This is a genomic window from Pedobacter sp. 05T44 (genome assembly GCF_056395985.1).
In genome coordinates this window covers 186,906-203,207 of sequence record NZ_JBFTKO010000007.1, presented here as the reverse complement: position 1 = coordinate 203,207, position 16,302 = coordinate 186,906, and the positions used below count along the sequence as shown (strand labels likewise).

13 protein-coding genes are annotated in these 16,302 nt (G+C 37.1%); 3 read left to right on the top strand and 10 right to left on the bottom strand.

Going from position 1 to position 16,302, the window contains the following annotated elements; translation table 11 throughout:
• The first annotated feature begins 161 nt into the window (after window positions 1–161).
• A complete protein-coding gene (locus tag AC1DDK_RS13500) occupies window positions 162–1,454 on the top strand; it encodes a DEAD/DEAH box helicase (protein WP_288881158.1) in 1,293 nt (430 codons plus the stop codon).
• Window positions 1,455–1,464: 10 nt separating this feature from the next.
• On the opposite strand, the gene AC1DDK_RS13495 is transcribed toward AC1DDK_RS13500, so the two are convergent.
• The 8 genes from AC1DDK_RS13495 to mnmC2 form a co-directional block, all read right to left on the bottom strand.
• Window positions 1,465–2,865 (bottom strand): aryl-sulfate sulfotransferase, encoded by a 1,401-nt coding sequence (locus tag AC1DDK_RS13495; RefSeq protein WP_288881155.1) that lies wholly within the window; start codon window positions 2,863–2,865, stop codon window positions 1,465–1,467.
• Window positions 2,866–2,973: 108 nt separating this feature from the next.
• Window positions 2,974–4,491, bottom strand: coding sequence for a RagB/SusD family nutrient uptake outer membrane protein (locus AC1DDK_RS13490; RefSeq protein WP_288881153.1), 1,518 nt, complete (start codon window positions 4,489–4,491; stop codon window positions 2,974–2,976).
• 19 nt (window positions 4,492–4,510) lie between these two features.
• Window positions 4,511–7,537, bottom strand: coding sequence for a SusC/RagA family TonB-linked outer membrane protein (locus AC1DDK_RS13485; RefSeq protein ID WP_172659476.1), 3,027 nt, complete (start codon window positions 7,535–7,537; stop codon window positions 4,511–4,513).
• Between the two features lie 575 nt (window positions 7,538–8,112).
• Window positions 8,113–8,922, bottom strand: a complete 810-nt coding sequence (mazG, locus tag AC1DDK_RS13480) for a nucleoside triphosphate pyrophosphohydrolase (protein ID WP_172659477.1) — start codon at window positions 8,920–8,922, stop codon at window positions 8,113–8,115.
• 7 nt (window positions 8,923–8,929) lie between these two features.
• A complete protein-coding gene (locus tag AC1DDK_RS13475) occupies window positions 8,930–9,226 on the bottom strand; it encodes a hypothetical protein (RefSeq protein WP_048907066.1) in 297 nt (98 codons plus the stop codon).
• A gap of 24 nt (window positions 9,227–9,250) precedes the next feature.
• Window positions 9,251–10,363 carry an AI-2E family transporter gene (locus AC1DDK_RS13470; RefSeq protein ID WP_172659479.1) on the bottom strand — a complete coding sequence of 371 codons (1,113 nt, stop codon included), beginning with the start codon at window positions 10,361–10,363 and terminating at the stop codon, window positions 9,251–9,253.
• 110 nt (window positions 10,364–10,473) lie between these two features.
• Window positions 10,474–11,427, bottom strand: a complete 954-nt coding sequence (locus AC1DDK_RS13465) for an aldo/keto reductase (protein WP_288881146.1) — start codon at window positions 11,425–11,427, stop codon at window positions 10,474–10,476.
• 110 nt (window positions 11,428–11,537) lie between these two features.
• A complete protein-coding gene (gene mnmC2 / locus AC1DDK_RS13460; RefSeq protein ID WP_288881144.1) occupies window positions 11,538–12,218 on the bottom strand; it encodes a tRNA (5-methylaminomethyl-2-thiouridine)(34)-methyltransferase MnmC2 in 681 nt (226 codons plus the stop codon).
• A gap of 52 nt (window positions 12,219–12,270) precedes the next feature.
• Here mnmC2 and AC1DDK_RS13455 point away from each other — a divergent pair, with 52 nt between their 5' ends.
• Window positions 12,271–12,606 carry an MmcQ/YjbR family DNA-binding protein gene (locus AC1DDK_RS13455; RefSeq protein WP_288881142.1) on the top strand — a complete coding sequence of 112 codons (336 nt, stop codon included), beginning with the start codon at window positions 12,271–12,273 and terminating at the stop codon, window positions 12,604–12,606.
• Window positions 12,607–12,609: 3 nt separating this feature from the next.
• On the opposite strand, the gene AC1DDK_RS13450 is transcribed toward AC1DDK_RS13455, so the two are convergent.
• Together AC1DDK_RS13450 and AC1DDK_RS13445 are read right to left on the bottom strand one after the other, a co-directional pair.
• Window positions 12,610–15,069, bottom strand: a complete 2,460-nt coding sequence (locus AC1DDK_RS13450; protein ID WP_288881139.1) for a TonB-dependent receptor — start codon at window positions 15,067–15,069, stop codon at window positions 12,610–12,612.
• A 248-nt stretch (window positions 15,070–15,317) separates the two neighbouring features.
• A complete protein-coding gene (locus AC1DDK_RS13445) occupies window positions 15,318–15,521 on the bottom strand; it encodes a hypothetical protein (RefSeq protein WP_172659485.1) in 204 nt (67 codons plus the stop codon).
• 106 nt (window positions 15,522–15,627) lie between these two features.
• On the opposite strand from AC1DDK_RS13445, the gene AC1DDK_RS13440 reads away from it, so the two are divergent.
• Complete coding sequence (locus AC1DDK_RS13440) at window positions 15,628–16,278, top strand: TetR/AcrR family transcriptional regulator (protein WP_337716380.1); 651 nt, start codon at window positions 15,628–15,630, stop codon at window positions 16,276–16,278.
• Window positions 16,279–16,302: the final 24 nt, after the last annotated feature.

Here is a 16,302-nt window from a genome sequence, read left to right as displayed (position 1 = left end):
ATGGTTTTGTGATTTTGAGGTGGTGGAAAGACCGTGCCTATAACTTAAAGGTTATAGATTAAACTAATTGTTAACTATGTATTAGGTTTCTGTTTTCTATGAATAACGATGTTGTTTTATTTCCGTAAATTTGTGCCATTATAATTTAATATTAGGAAACTGTGTCGTTAGATAAATTAAAACTAAGCAAGTCGCTGGTAACAGCAATGAATGATGCCGGATATATATCTGCTAAAGAAATTCAGGCAAAAACTATGTCCAGGATAATTGGCGGGCAAGATATTATTGCTGTTGGACCTGAAGGCTGTGGTAAAACCACAACCTACGTGCTTGGCGTTTTAATGCGTTTAAAATACAGTACTGATGAGGCTCCTAAAGTATTAATTCTGGTTCCGGATCAGGAACGTGTGCTTGCAGTAATTGAAGAGTTCAGACTTTTAAGCAAAAACCGCAATCTGCGTATTATCGGCTTGTACGGTACAGGGGGCATGGATGAGGTGATTCAGGAACTGCTTGACGGTATTGATATTGTGGTTGCTACACCTACCAGAGCACGCGCGGTATATTTAAAACTTGGCCTTAACTTAAACAGGTTACAAATGCTGATAGTTGATGATGCTGAAGTGATTGTAAAGCAAGGTATGCAGTTACCGGTTTGTGAATTGGCAAGAAGTGCCGGTAAAGTTCAGCATTTAATTTTTACTACTGTTGTTCATGATAAACTGAACCTGATGATTGATCAGTTTATGAATTTCCCTACTACTTTAGAGGTTGAAGATCTTGGAGATAGTAAGGCAATAACGCACGAGCTTTTGCTATATCAGGTGCCTAATTTTAAAACCAAGGTGAACTTACTGAACCTGTTGTTGCGTGATGATGAGGTGTTTGATAAGGTTGTGATTTTTGTGAATTCGAGATTAACAGCGCAGAAACTTGGTAAAACTTTACACTCGGCCAAACCAGGTGAGGTTTCTGTATTGAAGCCTTTGTTTTTTGATGAAGAGGGTTTTGATCATATAGAAGATTTTAAAGATACCCCTGAAGCAAGGGTTTTAGTTATAGCCAATGAGGGATCTGCAAATGTAGACTTATCGGGTATTCCATTTTTATTCCACTTTGAGGTTCCTGAACAAAAGGAATTGTTTTTAAGCAGGGTTGTAAAATCAGACTCGGAAGAGATTGTGGCCATTACTTTTGCTACTGATATGGAACTGGTAGATTTAAGGAAGATTGAGCAGTCGTTAGGTGCAAAAATTCCGGTTATGGATTTGCCTGAAGATTTGGTGATTGATAAAGTCGCTAAAGCCTCTACTAAAATTAAAACAGTAAAAGAAACTGTTGACGCTCCAAAAGGTGGTGGTGCTTTTCATGATAAAAAAGAAAGCAACACGAAAGATTATAACTATGGAATAGGGCAGAAAGCTAAAATGACAATGAAAAAGAAACACGGTTAATTATACCGTGTTATTCTATATAGGGTGCTAACTTTTCTTTAGGTATAAACTCTGCGCGATAAGGCATAATACTACTTTTGAGCATCCAAAGGAAAGTACCTTTAAAGTTGGTAAGTACTACAGTATGCCTTTTTGAGGTACATTGTAAAATTGTAGTATCAGCTATCAGGTAAGAGCTTCCCATGCGGTCGTTATAGATTTCCTGCGGAAGCTTTGTTTCGGTAACCAGTTGTGATGTTTTATCGCTTTCATTTAGCTTAAATATCAGTGTTCTGGATAGTTTTTTACTGGTGCCATTGTCGAACAGCATCAGGTTACCCTGATTGTTCATGTGAACGGAATGACCTTGGTCAAAGGTGCTTCCTTCGGGCATTTTAAAGTCGCCATCTTTACCGAACTTCCAGATCACTTTACCTGTTTTGGCGTCTATTTTCCAGATTTGTCCGTTGTTATAAAAGGAAATAATGTAATTGCCATCCTTATCAAAGTTTAAGCTGTTTGCATGCATCCAGTCTTTCTTATCCCTCATTAAATTTTTGTCCTTTAACGGATCAAGCTCGTCAAATACTTTCCAGCTCCATACTTTCTTGCCTTTCCTGTCTAGTACTAAAATACCATCGCTCTTAACGGTGTCTTGTTTGCTGCCGCCATATTTACTAAGGTCCATTATCTTTTGTTCTACACACAAGGTAACTACCTGATTTTGCTTGTTTAATATAATTTCGTGATGTATGGTTTGCTTAAAATCCTTTTCACCTTTTTTAAGATGAAGCAGGGTATCGCCATTTAAAGATATCTCCAGTATTTCATTGCCATAACTGGTTGGGTACTCATCATTACCAAGAATGGAAAGCAGGGTTTTGTTTTGGGTAAAGTGGGTGGTTTTAAAACCTGTTCCATCTACCTGGTGATACCATTTTATTGCGCCTTTAGCATCTATAATGAAAATGATGCCGGGTATTTCTCTTCTGTAGATAAGCATATAACCTTGTTTGAAAGAGGTAGGTATTACCTTAGGATCTGGTGCGTAAACTTTAAAGAAGTCCTGTATCCACATTGGGAAGTCCGTGGTTTTAAAGTCGTAGGTTTTGCTTTTGGCTTCGCATTTACTGGTCTGTGTAATTACACGATACCGATATTCTTGTTTGGGATTTAAGTTGGTCATCACGATGCGGTGATGCTTTTTGTTGACCGAAACGGGAGTTCTTGTTATTTGCTTTTCTTTTCCCTTTGGCCAATATTCAATTGAAACATCTAAAGAGGTTTTGAGTTCTACATCGGCATGTACCTTTAAGCTATTCCTATCTGGAGCGCTGAGTTTTATCTCTATAATTTGTTGCTCGCACTGGTTAGCGCAGGCACTTAACAGAAATAAAAAGAATAGGGGAATCAGTCTCTTTATGAATTGCATATGAATAGTTTTTTAGCTGTAGTACAAGGTAATATGAAAATGTATAGAAACAAAAAACGGGATACAATACCGTGTAGGTTGCTGTATCCCGATTAAATTTATTAATTATTAAAGTCTTCCTGCATTGCTCAGGTTCGGATTTAAATCGACCTGAGTTTGAGGATAAGGGAAATACTTGTGTTTGGCAATATCTATAGAAGCTGGTTTGCCAACCGATTTCAGATAAGTGTTAACTACTTCCTGGTATTTGCCCATACGGATTAAATCTACTCTGCGTTTACACTCAAAGAAGAATTCCCAACCGCGCTCCTGTAAGATCTTGTCGCGAAGGCTATCTTTAGTATAAGTGCCTGGGGCGCCAAGTAGCGTGGCTTTTGAACGTGCTTTTACCGAGTTAATCAAGTCAATACTTGCCTGTGTAGGTCCGTTTATTTCGTTTAATGCTTCTGCTTTGCAAAGTACGATATCTGCATATCGTAGAATTGGAATACCATGGCCATCATAATAGGTTTTAGAACCTGCCGGATCTGCATATTTTTTGGTAGCAACATCTGGTAAGTAGTATTTGCCTTTTGGAGGTGTAGTTTGTCCGGCAGGGGCTTGCATGTATTGTAAACCATCGGTACCCTTATAGTCATAAAAAAACATTTCACGACGCTCATCATTTGGTGCATATGAGTTCCAGAAACTCCAGCTTACAGCATAATATTGCCAGCGATCTGTTACAACCGGATTATTTAATGGACCAAAGTGGTTCATTAATTCGGTGGCGTCATTTAATGCGTCAGCAAGTGAACTAAAAATTGATTCTTTACACCATTTGTTGCTTTCCGCAAAAAGGCCTGCATAGGTAGGATATAATTCATATTGATGTAAGTCTTCTATCTTTTGGATTGTCTCTAAAGCTTTTTGCCATTGATGCTCGCGCATATACAGTTTGGTAAGCAACGAAAGTGCAGCGCCTTTAGTAGCCCGACCAACATCATTGGTAGGGTAAATGGCTTTTCCTTCGTAATTAACAGGGAGGTTTGCTGCGGCCGATTCCAGATCACTTATTAAGAACGCATTGATAACTTCCAGACTTGCAGGAGGCACTTTTGTGGTGTAATCTGGATTTTTTAGATTTTCTTCGGTAGTTAGGATAACCGGGCCAAATTCATCTGTTAGATCTATATAAGCCAATGCACGAAGGAATTTGATTTCGGAGAAATATTGATTCAATTGTGTTTCAGTAAGCGTTTTGATCTTTGGGATGTTGAAGAGCGCAGTATTTGCATCTGAAATAAGCTTATATTGATGTTGATAGGCGAAGTTGATATATTTATTGTTGGTTGACCATTGTGCGTCAGAAAGTTGTGAGATATCTCCTGATTGAAAAGAATGACCAATATCTGTTGTGAAATCTGTTATGGCCATTTGAAAACCAGCATAGTATTGGTAGGAATCGCTAACACCACTAGGCTGTTTTAACCTTGCATAGATTCCGTTTACAGCGGCTACTGCATCGGCCTTTGTTTGAAAAGCATTTGCTTCTGTTAGGATGCTATAGACCGTAGGCTCTGCGATTCTTTTACATGAAGCAAGACCTATTATGCAAGCTGAGAATAAAATTATAGTACGTTTCATAATTGACAATTGTAATAGGTTAGAAATTTAATTTAAGACCAAGAGTGAAAGAACGGTAAGCCGGATACGCATTGAAATCCAGACCAGCTCTTAAATTAGTGCTATTGGGATCAGTATCACTGTTATTCGAATTTACTTCAGGATCTGAACCAGTATATTTGGTGATGGTAAACAAATCTTGTGCATTAAAATATATCTTAGCAGTACTAATACCTTTTAAGAATCCAATTTTTGAAGTTGGAATGTTATAGCCAATACTTAAGTTTTTCAGTTTCACATATGACGCGTTCTCTACGAATCTAGAGTTGATATAGCCACCATATTTTGAGGTAAAATATCCATTTCTAGGTACATCAGTATTGTTGTTTTGAGGGGTCCAGCGCTGTAATGCATCTGTACCTGTGTAAGTTTCCAATAACAAGCGATTCATATTATAAAGATCAGATCCAAAAGCACCTTGGAAGAATATGCCAAGTTCAAGACCTTTATATGTGAAGCTGTTATTAAACCCTAAAACATAATGAGGGTAAGCGTTTCCTAGTACCTTGCGATCATCAGCGGTAATTGCTCCATCACCATTTAAATCTTTATATTTTGGATCTCCAGGTTTAGATAGGGGTTGAGCAGCATAAACCTCGCCTGTCTTAATTACTCCATCATAAACATAGCCATATAGTTCACTTAATTCTCTACCTACAGCTAGCTTGGTGAAATCAGCTGCTGGCACAGCTCCATCGGGATTAGCTGTTTGAGAAATAATGTATGGTCTGTCGTTTAGATTTATTGCTTTTTGTTTGTTATAAGCAATGTTTAAAGTGGTATTCCATGTCATGTTATCATTCTCAACGTTTCTGCTGTTGATAGAAAGCTCGATTCCTTGATTTTGAAGTGATCCACCATTGATTAACTGAGAGTTGAATCCATAGATTTGTTCAATTGGAATATCTAGCAGAAGGTTTTTTGTTGTTTTGCGATAATAATCAGCTGTAACACTTAAGCGGTCATTTAAAAAGCCCATGTCTACACCTGCATCAAATTGATAATTACTTTCCCATTTTAAGTTGGGATTAGGTAAACGGGTGCCAACAACACCGCCGTATAGGTCACTTTCTTCGCTTAATGAAACTCCGGTTGGCCCAAATGTACTCATGTATACGTAGTTGTTTACCCGGTCGTTACCTGTTCCACCGTATCCCATTCTAACTTTTAAGTTAGAAAAGATCTTATTATCCTTCATGAAATCTTCATCGCTAACTCTCCAGGCTAATGATCCTGATGGATAATATCCTATTCTGTTTTTTGAAGAGAATTTTGATGAAACATCCTGACGGATAGTGAATGTAGCCAGATATTTGTCTTTTAAAGCATAATTTAAACGACCGAAATAAGAATACATTATTGCTTCTTGCTTATCAGTAATAGCTTTAATTCTTTCAGCAGCACCATCAAGATTGTTATAAAGGTACTTATCAGTAGTGAATTTTTGTACCTGAGTATAATGTCTTTCATTTTGATCGAACTGATAAGAAAATCCTGCTAATGCGGTAAATGAATGTATCTCATTAAATACCTTTTTATAGGTAAGATAAGTTTCCATTAAATTACGGGTAGAATTTAGTTCATTCACCGAAGCCTGTCCCTGAACCTTTTCTCCTGAGACAAGAGTAGTAGGTAGGTAAGTTCCTTCTTTAGTTGCTGAAAATTCTGTTCCTCCACTAATATGTAAGGTAAGCTCGTCAAGAATTTGCAGGTCACCAAAAATGTTAGCAGTCATTCTATTGTTGTAACGATCGTTAGTGGGTTCAAGTAACCAAGCTAAAGGATTATCTTTCCCATTTCTACGAGCATATGTTCCGTCTGCATTGTATGGAGCAATAGCCGGAGAAGTGAACATAATACCATATAATACGTTAGATGGTACTATGTTTCCGTCGTAAGTTTTAAATTGCGAAAATGATCTGGCAGCATATATATTCGCGCCAGCTTTAAATCTTTTACCAACTTTTTGATCTATGTTGAAACGACCAGAGTAACGATCGAAATCTGTTTTCTTTAATGCACCTACTTGTCCGAAATAATTTCCTGAGATAGAGATACGTGTATCTTCATTACCACCGCTGATGTTTAAGTTATGGCTTTGTACTGTGGCATTTCTTGTAGCAAGACTAAACCAATCAGTATTAGTAGAACTCTCTAAATCTTCGGCAGTATATTCTGGCGGGTTTCCTTGCTCAATTGCTTTTGCGTTAGCAATAGCTTTGTAGTCAGTCGCGTTCATTAAATCAGGTCTGTTCTTGATCCGTTGAGTTCCATAATAGCTTTCTAGTTCTACTGATGCTTTTCCTGATTTACCTCTTTTTGTTGAAATTAGAACAACTCCATTTGCACCCCTGGAACCATAAATAGCCGTAGCAGATGCATCTTTTAAGATTTGAATGTCTTCAATGTCACTTGGCGAAATATCTTTACCATTGTCTGTAATAAAACCATCAACTACGTACAAAGGTTCGTTAGTAGATTTTACTGAATTACCACCCCTGATGCGGATAATACTTGTACCTCCCGGTGCTGAACTAGCTTGAGTAACCTGTACACCCGAAGCACGACCCTGAATGGCTTGTGCAACGTTTGAAGTAACACCCCCTAAGTTTAAGCTTTCTTTTGAAATAGAGCTAATCGCACCGGTAAGGTCTTTCTTCTTTGATGTACCGTAACCTACCACAACTACCTGCTCAAGTTCATTTTGAGTTTCTTTTAAGGTTACATTTATTTGTGTTTTAGATCCAACAGTAAATTCCTGAGAATCGAAACCGATAAACGAGAATTGCAGAATGCTTTGTGCATCTGGTGCAGTAAGCGCATAATTACCGGAACCATCGGTAAGGGCACCTACTTTACCACCTTTTACTTTAACACTAACTCCCGGGATGCCTTCTCCTTTGGCATCCGAAACTTTTCCGCTTACTTTAATCCCTGTTTGGGCATAACCCTCTATAGAGAGGAGAAATGTTATTAATAGTGAAAATAGTAGAAATTTAGATTTCATATTTATTGGTTTATATGTTTGTTGTTTTAGTTTTAAAAAGGAAGCTGGCAGATTTTAGGTGTGTTTTTGTTAAAAAACATGGCCCAGCGAAATAACTGTCGGGGTAGAAATGAAAAAAGTCAATAAGGAGAGCCCTATGAAATTTCATTATCATTTTAGTTTAGTTTTGTTTAGTTTTTCCCAATCAGATTTATGCTTTTGAGTGCATAAACTGATATAAAGTATTAAGAGTGAAGGTAGAGCTAAAAACAGTGAGGGGCCGTTCAATTGTAATGTAAAAATTGCGCAAACGTTTGTTCTGGCAGTTTTTTACTGAATTACTATCGGAATTTAATAAGTGATTAATTTAACGTTAAATTAATCACTTATTGTAACCAGTTACGTTGTCTGATTATCAGGGCATTTTTTAGGTTTTAACGCAAAATAGGAGGTTTTAACTCCTTTTTAAAAGAGGAATGGGTGCCCAAACTAAGGTTATGTCTATTTAATTTTTTGGATTATTGTAAGTGGCAGTATATGAGCTTGTTAGTTTGAGTGCAAACGATTGATATGCTTTTTTTAGTAAAATGAAATTGTTACTTCAAGCTCTTGGCCTCATTCCAGTAAATATCCATTTCTGCCAGTGTCATATCATTCAGTGCTTTGCCATTTTCTTTGGCTTTGCTTTCAAGATATTGAAAGCGCTTAATGAATTTTTTGTTGGTTTTTTCTAATGCGTTCTCAGGATTGATGTTAATGAAACGAGCGTAATTAATTAAAGAGAACAGTAGGTCGCCAAATTCACTTTCTGCTTTTTCTATATCTATAGCGGCACCATCTACTACATTATACTCATCTTTAAATTCCTGCAACTCTTCTTCAACCTTTTCCCAAACCTGTTCCTTATTGTCCCAATCAAAGCCAACACCTCTTGCTTTTTCCTGAATGCGACTTGCTTTTACCAGAGACGGCAGACCAGCGGGTACCCCCGATAAAACAGATTTGTTTCCTTCTTTAAGTTTTAGTTGCTCCCAGTTTCGTTTTACATCGTGCTCATCTTGTACCTCAACATCTCCATAGATGTGCGGGTGTCTGCTAATTAATTTATCACATACACTGTTCAGTACATCAATTATGGTAAAGTCATTAGTTTCTGACGCTATGCGGGCGTAAAAAACAAGGTGCATCATTACATCTCCCAGCTCTTTTTTTACCTCGTCAAGGTCTCCTTCAAGGATAGCATCAGATAGCTCATAGGTTTCCTCAATAGTTAAATGTCGCAGCGTTTCCATGGTTTGTTTTTTATCCCATGGGCATTGTGTGCGTAATGTATCTAACACTGTAAGTAGTCTTTGAAATGCCGAGGCAGGATCGTTTGCAGTAACAGGAGGTATATTATTAGGCATTGGGTGTTTATTTTATGACGTTAAAGGTAACCATCATTGTGGTTAAAAAAAGAACAACAAGGCCTAATAAAAATATAATATCGGCAGCTCTCTCTAAAGGATAGTTCGAGGGACCTCTTCTTTTCATGGAAAGAAATGATAAAATACAGGCCGTCATAAATAATATAATTGCAAGAGCTGTTGTTTCGTCAATGATTGTACTGTCGCTCATTTTTGCGACCTTAAGAGAGGTCAATACAATAAAGCACAAACCCAGTAAGGTTGCAGAGGTATTAAGTATATGCGGCGTTCTGTTTTCGGGCATTTATCAAGCTATTAAAATTTGTTTTTATTCCTGTTCTTCGAGCTTAATATTCTTTGTGATTCGATATATCTTACGTTTTTTATGCGGCTTTTCTTCTCCGCCAAGTAAAACTCCCCATGGTTTTAAAGAATCTACACGATCAAATATAATTTTTAGCATTGCCATGTAGGGAATACATAAGAACATACCTGATATGCCCCATATCATTTCGCCAACTACTATGCCTATAAAGGCAAATAGTGCATTTATCTTTACCTTTGAACCTACAACCAATGGCATTAATACATTGCCATCCAGGGCATGAACACCTGCAAAGGCAACCACCACAAGTAACATCTTGGCTGCGCCTGCAGTAGCAAAAGTAATCAGCGCACTGATCAGCAACGCGGTAAAGATGCCTATATAGGGGATGATGTTGAAAATGCCGGCAATCAGACCAAGTAACACCGCATACTTTACATTTAATACCCAAAGTACTAAGATCATTAATAAGGTAACGATGAGCATTTGCAGGAATAATCCGGTGATATATTTTTTGATGATATATTGTATGCGCCTTACAATTTCTCCTACCTTATCTGCATGTTGTTCTTCAAATACAGCGGTTAAAAAGGTGAAAAGTACTTTACGATAGTTTAAGATGAAAAAGGTAAAAAGTAATAGAAAAGACAGAAAAAGCAGCGTTGAAGACAGGGTAAGTAATGTAGCGCCTAAAACAGTGGCGCTGGTGGAAAGTGCCGCACTGGTACTATCTCTTAAATAGTCTATCTGCTTTTTTGTATTGATGTTAAAGGTATTTGAAATCCAATTCTGGATGTCGTGAAATGAAGTTTCTCCTTGCTTTTTAAGCGCAGGCCAGTCTTGCCAGAGATCGGTAAGCTGGTTTGCCAAAAAATATAGTATGCTAGATATAAAAGCGATCATGAGTATCACAGATACGATTGCAGCCAGACTCCTTTTAAAGCGCCATTTTTGTTCCAGAAAATTAGAAAGAGGTAATAACAGTAAAGCCAGCAAGAATGACGTTAGCAGTGGCGCAAGTAATGTTTGTCCTAAAATGGCGAGGTACCCTAAACAGATGATTGCAAATAGCACCAAAGCAAGTTTAGCGTAAAAAGGGAGCGTGATGTTTCTCATAGATGATTTATTAAGCCAGTTAGAAAAGTTTAACATAGGAAAATTAACTAAAAACAAACGCCCTGCCAAATATTTAGCGGGGCGTTTGTTTTTATTAAAAGAATTAAAGGTTATTCCCAGGCACTGGCTTCGTCAAGGATTGCAATATCCTCAACATTTAGTTTTAATGTTGCGGCTTTCTTAAGATCTTCGAGCTGGTCTAAACTGGTAACGCTTGCAATTGGTGCAGTTATGGATGGACGTGCAATAAGCCAGGCCAGTGCTATACTTGCCTGATCTGCACTGTATTGTTCTGATACATCATCAAGGGCTTTTAAAATTTTAAATCCTCTTTCATTCAAGTAATTTTTAACTGCACCACCCCGCTGACTTTTATTAAGGTCTTCTACTGAACGGTATTTTCCGGTTAAAAAGCCACTTGCCAGAGCATAATAGTTAATTGTACCTAAATCATTATCCTGTACAATTTGTTCGAAGTTTTTTTCGTAACCCTCGCGTTGGTATAAGTTGTATTCTGGCTGTAAGGTTTGATATTTAGGGAGATTGAATTTTTTTGCTATTTCCAACGATTCAGTTAAGCGCTCCGGTGTTAAGTTGGAAGCGCCAATCCATCGAACCTTGCCTTCTTTTATTAATTGATGATATGCCTCAAGTGTTTCTTGTATTGGTGTGTCAGGATCATCGTAATGAGATTGATAAAGATCTATGTAGTCTGTTTTTAATCTTCTTAAGGAGTCTTCTACAGCCTGAAAGATATACTTTTTAGACAAGCCCTTTTTATCAGGTCCCATTGGGGCACCAACTTTTGTGGCAAGTATAATTTTGTCTCTGTTATTTCTCTGCGACATCCAGTTTCCGACTATTGTCTCAGATTCCCCACCGGTGTTTCCGGGTACCCAGGCAGAATATACATCTGCGGTGTCTATAAAGTTAAAGCCTGCATCGGTAAAGCCATCAAGTATTTCGAATGATTTCTTTTCATCCGCGGTCCAGCCAAATACATTTCCCCCAAAGGCTATTGGGTAAACAAATAAATCGGAGTTTCCTAATTTTCTTTTTTTCATCGCTGTAATTTCTGTTGTTAAGGTAGGTTGTGCGAGCGCATTATTACTTACTTAACAAATTTAACAGCATGGTGTTTCTAATATAGTCGGTGGTTTGTAATTTATAATAATTATTTGGGTTCAATTGCTTTAGTTGCTCTTAGCATTTCTCGCTTTCCCGGTGCTCCGGGAAGCTTTTCTATGGTAAAACCTACTGATTTGAGTGCACGTTTAAGTTTTCCGGTAATTGCATATGTAACGAATATGCCTCCCGGTTTTAAAAATTGGCAAGTATGTGCAATAATCTCGTCTGTCCACATTTCGGGTTGATGCTGAACAGAAAAAGCATCAAAGTAAATGAGGTCAAATCTTTGTTCAGTCTGGAACCTGTGAAGATATGTTTGTACAATTTTAAGCTGTTGGTCTGGAAGCATGGTTACTGCCTGCAGTAATGCTTTTCCATAATTGTCAATCAAACTGTTCCAAACAGTATCGGGTACGTATGCGGCATAGCCTGTTGATTCTAATTCTTCAATTCTTAATGGAAAGGCCTCCAGGCCAATATATTGAAGCTTTATCTGATGTTCGGCACAATGAGAAATGCTCATTAAAAAGTTAAGTCCTGTGCCAAAGCCAACCTCCAAAACAGATATTTCTTTATCCGGAAAGCTGGCTATTGCATGCTTTAAACCGGCATCAATAAATACATGTTTGCTTTCCTGCAAAGCACCGTGTTTGGAATGATAATTTTCGCCAATACTTTCGTTGTATAGTGTGTTTGAACCATCAGCGGTTTGGATAAGTTTATTCATCAGTGCAAACTTAGATAAAATAGTTTTTAACTTTAGACCTTAATTGCTTGCTATGGATATTGAAACATTTAGAGATTATTGCCTGAGCCTAAAGGGAACTACTGAAGGTATGAAGTGGGATCACCTGTGTTTTATGATTGAAGAAAAAATTTATGTGATTATGTCTCTTGAAGAAGGAAGGTTTTCTATTAAATGTGATCCGGATGAGTTTGATATGCTGGTGGCAAGACCGGGTATTCAGCAAGCTTATCACATGGCAAAACGCCAGTGGATATCTTTAGATAGTTTGGACGTATTGCCTGATCCTGAATTGAAAAGCCGTGTTGCAGAATCCCGAACCTTTGTACTAAGAAAGCTTAGTAAAAAGGTTCGGGAGAAATATAATTAGTTACTATTTGCCGGATTTAACCCTGCGGCCTTCTGACTCGGAACTACCTGAGCGCTGACGGGCTGCTTTAATATCGTTACTTCCAAATCGGTATGTACATGTTAAGCGGAATACCTGACTTTCCCATCTTTCATTAACTACATAGTTTTGTGAAGACAGTGCACTTGTAATTACACTTTTTTGCATTTTAAACAAGTCATTGGCAGCAAGTTTGATACTCAATTTTTTATCCATGAAAGATTTATTTATACCAAGGTCAATACCGTACTGAGGGTCTATTAATATTGTTCCGTAAACTTGTTTAGATTGATAAAAGCCAGACCATTCTATATTTAATGACGGATTTACAGTAATGGTCTGTGTTGTATTAAAGTTAAATGCAACTCTTCCACTTTGAAACGGTTGGCCTAAAAGATCTGGAGTTTTGAAATTGTTGTAGAATCCGGTAAAGTTGTTATTACTGCTCCACCACTTGGTTATTTGTATTGGATAACTAATGTTCAGGTTGTATGCATCTTGCGTAGCAAGGTTCTGATTAGAAATGAAAATTGTTTTTTTAGCCGTATCTGTTAATAGAACATCAGACATTACATCAGTGGTATGGCTATACCCAAATGTTACGTTTAATGTTTTTTTGTAAGAATAGGATAGCTCGAAAGCATTAGTGTATTGAGGTTTTAAGAATGGATTCCCAAACCTGTAAGAATACAAATCAAGGTAATAGATAAATGGATTTAATGAACCATAATCTGGACGGTCAATTCTTCTGCTGTAAGAGAGGCCCATTTCATGATCTTTAGATAGTTCCTGGTTTATAAAAATGCTTGGGAACAGATTAAGGTAATGTCTGTTTACAATCTTTTGTTCTGTAACAGAATTTCCTTTTGAGTTGGTTTGTTCAGCTCTTAATCCTAATTGTACAGAAGTAGTTTTAAATTTTTTGTTGAGGTTAGCATAGGCAGCATTGATATTTTCATCGTAAAGGAATTGATTACTGCGCTTAACATCGTTTTGCCACTGGTTGTTTTCGTAGTTCTCAAAGATGAAGTTGTTGTCTGTTTCTACAAAACTCGATTTTAAGCCAACTTCAAGTTTCATCTCTTTGTTAATAGGGTAGGTGTAATCTGTTTTTCCTGCCCATATTTTGGTCGTGGATGGTGTAGCATTTCTAAAAATATAATCAGGTTTGGCAGGCAGACCTTGGTTGTTTAAATATCTATTGTTGAAATTGTTATCCTGTCTTCCTATATGTTCGGAGTAATCAGCATCTATGCTTATTTCCTGTCCCAGGGTGTCTATTGTCCCTTTATAATTCAGGTTGTACGACATGCCGGTGTATTTATACCTGTTAGGGTTTTGAGCAACTACTGATGAATCTGTTTTGGAAGGCTGATCACCGATCAATGTAAGCACATCTGATGCATTTTTTCCGTTTGCATTATATCCATTAAAAGCAAAACCAATTGTGTTCTTGTCATTGATGAAATAGTCTATCCCGCCTTTATAATTGCTGTTGTTTCTGCGTCGTATGTTCATATTTGTTTGATCAAAATAGGTTTGATCCGTTGCGGTATTGTTTACCCTGGCAATATCTGTGCTGCCAAACCCTTTATTGCGTCCGTAATCGTAATTTCCAAAAATATTGATTTTTTTTTCACGATGATTTAGGTTTAAACCACCATTTGCCTTGTAATATCTTCCGTAACCAACACCTCCAAGTATAGAGCCATTAGTACCATAATTTCTGTTCTTTTTTAGTTTAATATTGATGATCCCAGAGTTACCGGCGGCGTCATATTTTGCAGAGGGGTTGGTAATTAATTCGATAGATTGGATTGCATTTCCCTCAGTAGATCTAAGAAGATTGGCTAATTGTTCTGAAGATAGGTAGGTAGGTTTGCCATCAAGCATTACGGTAACACCCTGTTTACCCTTTAAGCTAATTTTGCCATCTTTGTCGACAGTAACTCCAGGCGACTTCTGTAAAATATCCAGAGCCGTATTACCAGCTGCCAATGCGCTATTTTCTACATTTATGACTGTTTTATCAATCTGTCTTTCTATCAGGGGTTTTTGTTTAACAATTTCAACACCTTTAAGCTCTTTTGCATCGGTAGCCAATTGAACATTGCCTAGATCGTGAGTTTTTTTGCTTGAACTTATAGAATAAGGCCCCTTAAATACCTTTTTGTAACCAACTACATAAATGGCAATAAGATAATTCCCTTGTTTAATTTCTTTTAACTGATAGGTTCCATTGTCGGAAGTAAGTGTCCCTTTTACAGTGGTTGAATCTTTGGCATTTAACAAGCTAATGGTGGCATACGGAAATGCCTTTTGCTGTTCGTCTAACACCTTACCGGATATTTCTCCGGTTGTATTGTCTGATTGCGCATTCGCGACTGTAAAAGTCAGCGTAAAGGCAAATATGGCGAGAAGTAGAATGTATTTATCAGGTTTCATAATGGCATACTTTTTCCACATACGCTTTTAAGCATATTAATCGAATATGTGAATGGTTTTTGTGATTCTTATTTAGTTATTTATAAGATGCAGGAATGGTGCGAAAGGTTACAGCGAATATTAAAAAAAAGTGAAAATATGCCTTTACGATATTAATTATGAATTTCTATAAAATAAAAATGACCCGAAATTCCTTCCTGGTCATTTGAATTGTTGAGCGTTGAGTTAATAATTTGATTTCTTCTTTATTAGTCGGATTTAATGATTAATTCTTCAGTTTTATTAAAATTCCAGACTTGTCTTTGTTCCATTCTATCTATAACTAACGAGAAAGAGTCTTCATTTTCAATGATTTCGAGGAGGGTGCCCAGATTGACTATAATGTCTCCTGCAGCCAGGTTCGAAATTCTAATGGCTTTTAGGTCTGGTAAAGGTTCCGGTATGTAATTCATAGTGAGAGATGTTAATTTGGTTATTTAGGTACATAAACTTTCTCAAAAATAGTTGTTAGAATTTTGCAAAGTGGTGACATACACATTTTTTTCTTATTTTTAGCCCATGGAGAAACCTAGAAAACGTATAGCCGGAGCAATTAGAGATAAGGAAAGAACTATGCTTAAATTGATTGCTGCGGTAGGTGAAATTATTAAGAATGAGGGGTATACGGCATTAGGTGTTAACAATATTGCTAAAAAAGCAGAGGTCAATAAGAAGTTGATTTATAGGTATTTTGATAACAATGTAAATAATTTGATAGAAACCTATGTAAAGACAAAAGATTATTGGATTAGTTTATCTGGAGACATGGAAAGACTTATGGCCGAATCTCAAATTGATGGTGGCCGGCCTATGGTTAAGACAATATTAAAAACTCACCTTAGTTTTTTTTACACTGAAGAGGAAATGCAGAAGATCGTTATCTGGGAAACCAGTGAAAAAAGTAAACTGATGAAGGAGGTTGGTTTAAAGCGGGAAGCTTTTGGTGAGGAAGTTTTTAAACTACTTCTTCCGAATTTCGAAAAATCAGGTGTTGACTTTCGTGCGATAATGGCATTGCAGGTAGCAGGTATAATTTTTATGGTATTACAGTCTAAGGCTAGCGGAAATCCATTTTGTGGTATTGATATTAATAATCCGAATGATATGGATCGAATATTAAAATCACTCGATCAACTCACTGATTTAGTATACGATAAAGCAAAAAACTAATATAATGGCGCTTTTGCAAGCGCC

Bases quoted from the DNA above. Each gene is read 5' to 3' on its own strand.
- AC1DDK_RS13495 (WP_288881155.1), bottom strand. From the start codon at position 2,865: ATGCAATTCATAAAGAGACTGATTCCCCTATTCTTTTTATTTCTGTTA.
- mazG (WP_172659477.1), bottom strand. From the start codon at position 8,922: ATGCCTAATAATATACCTCCTGTTACTGCAAACGATCCTGCCTCGGCA.
- AC1DDK_RS13465 (WP_288881146.1), bottom strand. From the start codon at position 11,427: ATGAAAAAAAGAAAATTAGGAAACTCCGATTTATTTGTTTACCCAATA.
- mnmC2 (WP_288881144.1), bottom strand. From the start codon at position 12,218: ATGAATAAACTTATCCAAACCGCTGATGGTTCAAACACACTATACAAC.
- AC1DDK_RS13485 (WP_172659476.1), bottom strand. From the start codon at position 7,537: ATGAAATCTAAATTTCTACTATTTTCACTATTAATAACATTTCTCCTC.
- AC1DDK_RS13470 (WP_172659479.1), bottom strand. From the start codon at position 10,363: ATGAGAAACATCACGCTCCCTTTTTACGCTAAACTTGCTTTGGTGCTA.
- AC1DDK_RS13445 (WP_172659485.1), bottom strand. From the start codon at position 15,521: ATGAATTACATACCGGAACCTTTACCAGACCTAAAAGCCATTAGAATT.
- AC1DDK_RS13490 (WP_288881153.1), bottom strand. From the start codon at position 4,491: ATGAAACGTACTATAATTTTATTCTCAGCTTGCATAATAGGTCTTGCT.
- AC1DDK_RS13450 (WP_288881139.1), bottom strand. From the start codon at position 15,069: ATGAAACCTGATAAATACATTCTACTTCTCGCCATATTTGCCTTTACG.
- AC1DDK_RS13455 (WP_288881142.1), top strand. From the start codon at position 12,271: ATGGATATTGAAACATTTAGAGATTATTGCCTGAGCCTAAAGGGAACT.
- AC1DDK_RS13475 (WP_048907066.1), bottom strand. From the start codon at position 9,226: ATGCCCGAAAACAGAACGCCGCATATACTTAATACCTCTGCAACCTTA.
- AC1DDK_RS13440 (WP_337716380.1), top strand. From the start codon at position 15,628: ATGGAGAAACCTAGAAAACGTATAGCCGGAGCAATTAGAGATAAGGAA.